This is a genomic window from Streptomyces sp. ME02-8801-2C, assembly GCF_033793965.1.
In the GTDB taxonomy this organism is placed as follows: domain Bacteria; phylum Actinomycetota; class Actinomycetes; order Streptomycetales; family Streptomycetaceae; genus Streptomyces.
Genome location: NZ_JARAXP010000005.1, coordinates 401,600 through 410,147, shown reverse-complemented (window position 1 = coordinate 410,147; position 8,548 = coordinate 401,600). Strand labels below are relative to the sequence as shown.

General features: G+C 71.8%; 7 protein-coding genes and 1 pseudogene. 3 read left to right on the top strand and 5 right to left on the bottom strand.

Annotated features, from left to right (window positions below; all coding sequences use genetic code 11):
• Positions 1-397: 397 nt before the first annotated feature.
• Entirely contained in the window at positions 398-1,330 is a 933-nt protein-coding gene (locus tag PV396_RS19070; protein ID WP_319206010.1) for a hypothetical protein, read from the bottom strand.
• A 162-nt stretch (positions 1,331-1,492) separates the two neighbouring features.
• Between PV396_RS19070 and PV396_RS19065 the strand changes: the two genes are divergently transcribed.
• Positions 1,493-1,957, top strand: a complete 465-nt coding sequence (locus PV396_RS19065; RefSeq protein ID WP_319206008.1) for an SH3 domain-containing protein — start codon at positions 1,493-1,495, stop codon at positions 1,955-1,957.
• A 33-nt stretch (positions 1,958-1,990) separates the two neighbouring features.
• On the opposite strand, the gene PV396_RS19060 is transcribed toward PV396_RS19065, so the two are convergent.
• Positions 1,991-2,467, bottom strand: a complete 477-nt coding sequence (locus PV396_RS19060; protein WP_319206006.1) for a hypothetical protein — start codon at positions 2,465-2,467, stop codon at positions 1,991-1,993.
• Positions 2,468-2,694: 227 nt separating this feature from the next.
• Between PV396_RS19060 and PV396_RS19055 the strand changes: the two genes are divergently transcribed.
• Positions 2,695-3,888 carry a PP2C family protein-serine/threonine phosphatase gene (locus tag PV396_RS19055; protein ID WP_319206362.1) on the top strand — a complete coding sequence of 398 codons (1,194 nt, stop codon included), beginning with the start codon at positions 2,695-2,697 and terminating at the stop codon, positions 3,886-3,888.
• 129 nt (positions 3,889-4,017) lie between these two features.
• Positions 4,018-4,761, top strand: a pseudogene (locus PV396_RS19050) (hypothetical protein); the annotation flags it as partial.
• Here the strand turns inward: PV396_RS19050 and PV396_RS45165 are convergent.
• The 3 genes from PV396_RS45165 to PV396_RS19035 all read right to left on the bottom strand — a co-directional run bounded on the left by PV396_RS45165 (position 4,711) and on the right by PV396_RS19035 (position 8,305).
• A complete protein-coding gene (locus tag PV396_RS45165) occupies positions 4,711-5,877 on the bottom strand; it encodes a hypothetical protein (RefSeq protein WP_416071443.1) in 1,167 nt (388 codons plus the stop codon). The pseudogene PV396_RS19050 and the gene PV396_RS45165 sit on opposite strands and share 51 nt — an antisense overlap.
• A gap of 224 nt (positions 5,878-6,101) precedes the next feature.
• Positions 6,102-7,346 carry an amidohydrolase gene (locus PV396_RS19040; RefSeq protein ID WP_319206004.1) on the bottom strand — a complete coding sequence of 415 codons (1,245 nt, stop codon included), beginning with the start codon at positions 7,344-7,346 and terminating at the stop codon, positions 6,102-6,104.
• Positions 7,347-7,507: 161 nt separating this feature from the next.
• Positions 7,508-8,305 carry an NPP1 family protein gene (locus tag PV396_RS19035; RefSeq protein WP_319206002.1) on the bottom strand — a complete coding sequence of 266 codons (798 nt, stop codon included), beginning with the start codon at positions 8,303-8,305 and terminating at the stop codon, positions 7,508-7,510.
• Between the last annotated feature and the right edge of the window lie 243 nt (positions 8,306-8,548).

The window sequence follows — 8,548 nt, the reverse complement described above, 5'->3', positions numbered from 1 at the left end:
TCGGGGTCGTTGGGGGCGCCCGGTCTGTCTGGGTCGTCCGGGGCCTCGGGGCTGCGAGGGTCGTCGGGTGCCTCGGGTGCCTCGGGTGCCTCGGGTGCCTCGGGTGCCTCGGGTGTCTCGGGTGTCTCGGGTGTCTCGGGTGTCTCGGGTGTCTCGGGTGTCTCGGGTGTCTCGGGTGTCTCGGATCCGTCGGGGTCGTTGGGGGCCTCAGGTCTGCCTGGGCCGTCCGGAGCCTCGGGGCCGTCCGGGGCCTCGGGTCTGTCGGGGGCCTCGGGGGCCTCGGGGGCCTCGGGGGCCTCGGGGACGTCCGGGGCGGCGGGGTCGTCGGGCTTGCCGGGGTCTTCTGGTTCTTCGGGTGCGTCGCGTGTACCCGGTCCGCAGCGGGGGCCTGACGCCGTCAGGCTTGGGCTCGCGTCGGCTCCGGAAGCGGAGCTGGTGCGGGCGCTGCGGACGCTCGCCGCAGTCGCGCGGCGCGGCCGTACCGGTCCGTGACCCACATGCCGGCGGCCACGGCGAGGCCGAGGGCGAGGAGCAGCCAGGAGACCGTACGGAGGGTGGCCGTCAGGGCGTCGTAGACGGCGCCGGCGGCGGGTGCGGAGACACCCGGCGGCAGGTCGGCGAGGGTGAGGCGGCGGACGATCGCGAGCGCGACGCCGAGCAGTGCCCCGCCGAGGGCCGTACCCAGCGCGGTCGCCGTGATCGCGCGGCGGCGCTGGACGGCGAGGGCGATCCCGGTGACGGCGAGGACGCCGGCCGTCACCGGAAGCCAGAAACCGGCGACTTCGAGCACGCGAAATCCCTTCCGGAGCGGTACGAGATCCTGCGCGGGCAGGACCGCCACCTTGGTGTGCGCGATGGGGATACGGCTCGCCAACGGCACGTTGTCGTCGGTGAGTTGCCGCTTGACCTGAGCGGTGACGGGGGCGAGGTCGATGGTGACGGCGCCCTCGTCGCCGTACTGGCCGTAGTCGCGACGGTGGTTGTCGCGCAGAGCGTGCAGGACGGCCTCGTGAGTGGCGCGGTTCGCCGTGTCCCAGGCCGTGCGGAAGGCCTCGGTGCGGGTGAACGAGTGGACCGCGTCCTGCACGAAGTGGTTCACGGTGTCCTCGAGCGGACCGACGTCGACCGCGTGCACGATGCCGGCACCGACGTTGTCCGCGATCGCGTCCTGGACGTACGGGTTCTCGGCGAGGGGAGCCATCGCGGTGACGTACCGGCCGGTGTCGGCGAGCCCGTACGCCGCCCAGGCCGAGAGCGCGCCGAAGGGCAGCAGCAGACACGCGAGGGCGGTGAGCGCGGCCGACAGGGCGTTCCGGAGACGGTGAGGCACCCCTCCAGGCAAGGGCTCGGGGGCGTGCGGCGCGAGCCGGTTGACTGCAAATGGGCGTGCGGGACAGCCTCTTCGGTGGAGCCTCCGGTGGAGCGTTCACCCGAACGGGTGTTTCCTGGTTTTGGTGGGACATCAACGTATTCGGGGGCCCAGGAGGCGGTCATGCGCATCACCCCTGCATTCCCAGTACTCCCGGCACTGCTCAGCGGCGGAATCCTCGCCGCGTCGCTTTCGGTCCTGCCGGTCGGTACGGCGTCGGCGGCCGTGCCGGGCGACTCCGGCGGGTCCCACGGCTCCGGGGTCCGGGGCACCGTCGTCTCCGCCGGTGAGCTGAACCTGCGACAGCAGCCGACCACGGACTCGCCCGTCGTCGGGCGGCTGGCGCCGGGCAGCCACGGCCGCGTCGAGTGCTCGGTCGTCGGTCAGAGGGTGCGCGGCAACACGCACTGGTACTGGCTGAAGGGCGTCGACGCATGGGCGAGCGCCGCCTTCATCGACACCGGGGGCCGGTCGGTGCCCAGTTGCACCGACCCCTGCCCGGAGTGGAAGGAAGGCGGCGGCGACGGCCACGGCCACTGGAGCGTCTCGGGGACGTGGAGCTTCAATCTGGACGTCACCTTCGGCTGAGCACCGCCGCACGCAGCTCACCCTGTCGGGAAGTCAGCTGACCCGGCGACCTGCCGCGTCCTCGTGCGTGTAGTAGCGGTAGAACAGCGTCGCCGTCACCGCTCCCGCGACCATCAGCGAGTTCCCGGCCGACCGCAGCACACTCGCCCCGGTCTGGCTGTACAGGAACCCGAACGCGATCCCGGCGAACGCGCCCCACACCACCGCGTGCAGCTCGCGCTTCAGCCGCGGCGCCACCGCCTGTACGCCCATCATCAGCGCCATGAACGCCAGGGCGCTCACGAAGCCGAAAAGGACGTTCCAGCCGGTGATGGGACCGCCGTCGCGCCGGTTGGCCGCGGCCCAGAAGCCGTAGACGAGGCCGAGTGCGACGGGCAGTACCCGGTGCACGGCCAGGTGGGTCCGGGCACTGAAGACGTCGGGATTCCTGGGCCGACCGGGACCACCTGCCCCACCCGGCCTGCCTGGCCTGCCGGCCATACCGTGCGTTCCGGACGTTGTCTGAGCCATGAGAGTGTTCCTCTCTCCTCGCCCCCGCCCTCCAGAGCACACCTGGGAAGGCCCCCTGGCAAGTCGACAGCCGGGACCGGTCGTGTTTCGCTGAGTCCATCCCTGATCCAGTACGCTGCACGTCTGTTTCGGCAGCGGTCAGGGCTTGGCCGTCCTGCGGGGCTTGTGTCCCAAGGGAGAAGCCGCCTCGTTCACGAGGAGGAGGAGTCACGAAGCCGGTGCGCCTGATGGGCCCGGAGGATCCGGTGGGCACGGGCGAGGGCCCGGCCCTCTCGTCGCCCGCGTTCTCGTCGTCCGCGTTCGCGTTCGCCGGACGGGGCGTGGGTTGGGTGCCGCCGCTGGTGCTGCTCGTCGGGATCGCGGTCCTCGACTGGAACACCACCGGTGAGTTCCGGATCATCTCGTGGATCGTGCTGGTGCCCGGGATCGCCGCCGCGCTGTGCGGGGTCGCCGGCACCGTCGCCTTCGCGGTCCTGTCCCTGTGCACGTACGTGTTCGTCGACGGTGCCTGGCCGCACCAGTACCAGACCGGGTTGCCCGACTTCATCCTCGTCGCGCTCGGCGGGGTCCTGGCGGTGCTCGCCTGTGCGGTCAGGCTGCGCGGCGAGCGGCGCATGCTGCACATGCGGGACGTCGCCGAGACCACCCGTCGTACGGTGCTGCGTCCGCTGCCGCCGGGCTGGGGCGGCCTCGACCACGCGGCCGTCTATCTCGCCGCCGACGCCGTCGCCCGGGTCGGCGGCGACTTCTACGACATCCAGCCCGGCCCGTACGGCACCCGGGTGCTCCTCGGTGACGTCCAGGGCAAGGGGCTCGGCGCGGTCGAGGCGGCCGCCGCGATGCTCGGCACGTTCCGGGAGGCCGGCTACCACGAACCGGCGCTCGCGACGGTCGCGGAACGCCTCGAGGTACGGATGCTGCGGCACGTCCGTTACCGGGCGGCCGTGGGGCGGGACGAGGGGGACCGGTTCGCGACGGCTGTCCTCATCGGCTTCCCGGAGGGACGGGACGCGGATGTCTCCGGGCGCGTCGTCGAGGTCGTCAACTTCGGGCACGAGCCTTCCCTGATCGTGTCTTCCGACGGGGTACGGAGTCTGCCGCCGGGGGACGGACTTCCGCTCGGGCTCAGCGAGTTGAGCCCTGGCGGGGGCGGGCGGCCGTCCGTCGTCCGGGTGCCGCTCGCCGACCGGGAGACCCTGCTCCTCGTCACCGACGGCGTCACGGAGGCCCGGGATTCCGACGGCGCGTTCTTCCCGCTGCGCGAACGCGTCGCCGAGGCAGTGGCCGCCGATCCGCGCGTCGCCGAGCCGCGGCGGCTGGTCGCGTTCGTACGGGACGGCACGTTGCGGCACTGCGGGGGGCGGCTCGGCGACGACACGACGGTGTTCGCGGTGCGGGTGAGTGGGCCCGGTGGTGGGTGACGGGCCCGGCTTCGGTACAAGTTGTCCATAGGGGGCGATAGCCGTACCGCCGATCCCCCTTCGCAGTCGCACCCGTTACGGTGCTGCCTAGGGTTTGTGACGGGCGTGAGGGACGTGAGGGGCGGGGCCATGGCTGGATCAACGACCGGGACCGCGCTGCTGCTTGCCGCTTCGCCCATGGGCAAGGGGTGTCTCGTGGACGCGGCGTCCGTGTTGCCGGTTCTCGCCGCGGTCTCCCCCGCCGTGCTGTCCGGTACCGACACCGCGAACGTCGTCGAACTCGCCGACCCGCTGGAGCCGCAGGCCGTACTCACCCGGCTGCGCGCCGCCGCGGTGACCCCCGGACCGCTCACCGTCTACCTCACCGGGCAGCTCCAACTCGACCGCAAGCAACAGCTTCCGCATCTCGCGCTGGCCCGCACGACCCCCGCGACGATCCGCTACACCGGGTTTCCCTGGCACTGGATCGCGGAGGAGCTGCGGTTGCGGGTGCCGGGGAGTACGACGCTCTTCCTCGACCTGCACGCGGATGCCGCCGCGTGGCGGCATGTCACCGGGCGGGTGTTCGATGCGGGGCGGGGGGTGAGTGTGTACGGGAGGGTGGCTCCGCCGCCGCCCCGGCGGGCGGTGGGGGTGCCGGCGTACATGAGGACGGTCGCGACGATTCTGCGCAGTGGGTATCGGCCGGATGCGGGGCGGTTGCATCAGGAGGCGCTGGGGCGGTTGTCGTCGGAGGGGGTGGCGTACGGGGATGTGGTGCTGGCTTGGGACGCGGTGTCCGGTGCGGGCCTGAACGCCGGGTTTACCTCGCCCCCGCCGCCCCTACCCGTCCCATCCCCGGGGGGCTCCGCCCCCAGACCCCCGGCTGCCGCGGGCTGGATGCCGAACCGCGCCGAAGAACCTGGCCCTCCGGCCGACCCGGGGACACGCCCCGAGCCCGAGAAGCCACCCGCCCCAGCGGAAGGGCCACGAGCCCACCGCGAGACACCACCGCCCCACCGCGAGACACCACCGCCCCACCTCGAGACACCACCGCCCCACCGCGAGACACCACCGCCCCACCTCGAGGCCGTCCCACCTCGCGAGGAGGCCGCTGCGCCTCACGCCGGAGGCGCGCTGTCCGTTGCCGATGGGGTTCCGGCCCGCGCTGAGGTTGTTCCGCCTCGCGCTGAGGTTGCTGCGCTCCGCGTCGGATCCGTGTTGTCCGGTGCCGGTGAGGTGCTGGCCCGTGCCGAGGTTGCTGCGCCTCGGGTCGATGGGGCGCTGCTCGGTGCTGGTGGGGCTGCGGCGCGCGCTGAGGTTGTTCCGCCTCGTGAGGAGGTTGATTCGCCTCGCGCTGAGGTTGCTGCGCTCCGTGTCGGATCCGTGTTGTCCGGTGCCGGTGAGGTGCTGGCGCGCGCTGAGGTTGCTGCGCCTCGTGAGGAGGTTGATTCGCCTCGCGCTGAGGTTGCTGCGCTCCGTGTCGGATCCGTGTTGTCCGGTGCCGGTGAGGTGCTGGCCCGTGCCGAGGTTGCTGCGCCTCGGGTCGATGGGGCGCTGCTCGGTGCCGGTGGGGCTGCGGCCCGTGCTGAGGTCGATCCGCCTCGCGTCGGCGGGGTGGAGGGTGGGGATCCGCACTTCTTTATTACCTCCGCCGTTCAGGCCGGGCGGCACGGCGATGCCGATGCGGTGGCCGCCCAGTGGGAGCAGGCTGCCCTCCGGGCGTACGGGGCTGCCTCCGAGGAGGCTCTGCACTGGAGCGAGGTTCGGGCCGATCTCGCCATGTTCGCCGGGGAACCCGCCCGGAGTTGTCGGGCCTGGCTTACCGTCGCCGGTACGCGGCTCGGCGCCGGGCAGGCCTCGGACGCGCCCGCTGTCGAGGCGGCCGTCGATCGGGCCCATCACCAGTGGACGAGTCTCGGGGAGAGCGCCGACGCGCGTGAACTCGGGGCGGTCGTGGTTGAGTTGCGGCGCCGGGTGCCTGGTCGGCGGGAAGGTGCGGTTCGGCATGCCGAACGGCATTGGCAGAAGCTGGAGTCGGTGCAGCACGTGCCGGGCTAGGTCGGCACGGTGTATTCGGCTGCGTTGTGTCTGCGGCTGGGTGGGGGTTGGTCGCGCAGTTCCCCGCGCCCCTGGTGGGCTGCGCTGGGCTTGTTTGTTGTCTGCGGCTGGGTGGGGGCTGGGCGCGCAGTTTCTCGCGCCCCTTAGGGGCGGACGGTGGATGGAGAGTCTGCCTAGGTCGGTGACAGTACGGACAGCGCCCCCGATACCAGCGTTCGTACTCCCGGGCCCACCGTCGACAGGGCCGGGGCGAACAGGGGGCTGTGGTTGCTCGGGACCGACGCGAGTCTTGTCATCAGGTCGTCTCCGCCCTCCGCCGCGTTCCACACCTCGTGCGGTGTCGTCGTCACGAACCAGTACGTGTACGGGAGTTGGTCCGGTGCCAGGTGGGCGAAGTCCTCGCTGCCCATCGCCGGGCCGGGGTCGAAGACCGTGCCCGCGCCGAAGACCTCGCGGTGGGTCGCGGCCACCCGCTCGTCGAGGGTCGCGTCGTTGACCGTCACCGGGAACGCCGCGCCGACCCGGATCTCCGGCTCGCGCGGACAGCCCGCCGCCACGCACTCGCCCTCGGCGATACGCCTGATCGCGGCCAGCATGCGGCCCCGTACGTCCTCGGACTGGGTCCGCAGGTTCAGCCCGATACGGGCCGTCGCCGGGATGATGTTGTGCCGGGTGCCCGCCTCGATCACGCCGACCGTCAGTACGGCGGAGTCGCGGGCCGCGATCTCGCGTGAGACGACACTCTGGAGCCGCGTGACGATGTACGCCGCCGTCACCACCGGGTCGACCGTCGTTTCGGGGCGTGAGCCGTGGCCGCCCCGGCCGTGCACGATCACGTCGACGTCCGTCGACGCCGACATGATCAGGCCGGGCACGTGCGGGTAGAGGCCGGCCGGTCCGGGTGCCGCGTGCTGCGCCAACAGCGCGTCCGGGCGCGGGAAACGCTCGTACAGGCCGTCCGCCAGCATCGCCCGCGCGCCCTCGCCCGTCTCCTCGGCGGGCTGGCCGACCAGCACCAGCGTGCCGTTCCATGTGTCCCGGCCCGCGGCCAGTGCCTGGGCGGCCCCGGCCAGCCAGGTCACGTGCAGGTCGTGGCCGCAGGCGTGCATCACACCGGGGACGGTGGAGGCGTACGGCAGGGCGGTCTCCTCGTGGACCGGGAGCGCGTCCATGTCGGCGCGCAGCAGGACCGTCGGGCCTTCGCCGTTGCGCAGGACGCCCACGACGCCCGTGCCGCCGACGCCCTCGGTCGTCTCGTACCCCGACTTCCGGAGGGAGTCCGCCAGCAGGCCCGCCGTGCGGTGTTCCGCGAGGGACAGTTCCGGGTGGCTGTGCAGGTCGCGGTAGAGGGCTTCCAGGGACGGGAGGGGGAGGTCGGCGGTCAGTTCCAGCGCGGTGCGGGCGGCGGTTGAGGTCACCTGGGCAGCGTATGCCTCCGGCCGTGGTGGGGAGACGGTCACCCGGGAGGTCGACTGGTGCCGCCGGTGGGACGGGGCGGGGGAGCATGGGTCCCACCGGCGGCTGTTCAGGACGGTCCGGTCACCGGGCAGGTGACCAGTGACCGGTCACCGGGCGTGCGTCAGAACGCGGGGATGGCGGCCGCCGCCCTGCTGTCGGCGTTCCGGGCCTTGTTGATGTTGGCCTGGAAGTTGCCGGTCAGCGGGAAGTTGGCGTCGCCCCACTTGGAGTTCCACAGCGCGTTGCGCGGTGCGTCGGCCATGTTCTCCATGGTGACCAGGGCCGGTGTGTCCCAGCCGCCGTCGCTCCACGCCTCCGCGGTCTCGCCCCACTGGGCGAAGCGGAAGGCGTGGGTGCTCGCGCCGTCCTTGTGGTAGACGATCTTGACGTGGTTGCCGTCCATCGGCACCTCGTTGATCGGGTGGGTGCTGTAACCGCCGTGCCGGGACGCGGAGAGGTAGCTGGGTGCCTCGGCGCCCTGCTTCTGGAAGACCACGACGGACTCCCAGTCGTGGCGGTGGCCGAAGGCGTCGGCGCCCGCCAGCGTCTGGTCCTTCTCGAAGTAGAGCGCGTAGAGGTACGCGCACCAGCCGTTCTTGCACCAGCCCTGCGAGTACGTGTTGGCCTTGCCGAGGTGGTCGGTCCGGCAGCCGCCGGTGATCGAACCGCTGTTGTTGAGACCGCCGTTGAGCTTTCCGCTCGCGTCGACGGCCGCCGCGGGGAAGCAGCTGTCCGTGTCGTAGTCGAAGACCGGCCGGTACTTCTTCTGGAAGGTGCCGGCGTTCTCCGGCAGCGGGTTCAGGATCGCGGCGGATGCGTTCGTCGAGATGCCGACGGTCAGGACACCGGCGCTGAGTGCGACGAGTGCGGCTCGGCCGAGACGGGCGGTCCTGCGGCTGTGCGTGGATGCCTTGAACATGTGCGGGTGCTCTCCACTGGGTCGTGCCGGGAACACGGCTCGGTCGTGCCGTCGTCCGGCTTGGCGGCACCGAGACTTGCAGCCGAAAAGTTGACTGGCACCCCTTTCATCGGACCGTTCAATTCCGTCGTCGCGAGTTCGTCTTCACCGCCCCGTCCGTTTTCGTTGTGAACAGAGATGGCGAGCGGACCGTTTTTCCCTGTGATGTGGCCCCTGCGTCATATGGGTAGGGGGATGGTTGTG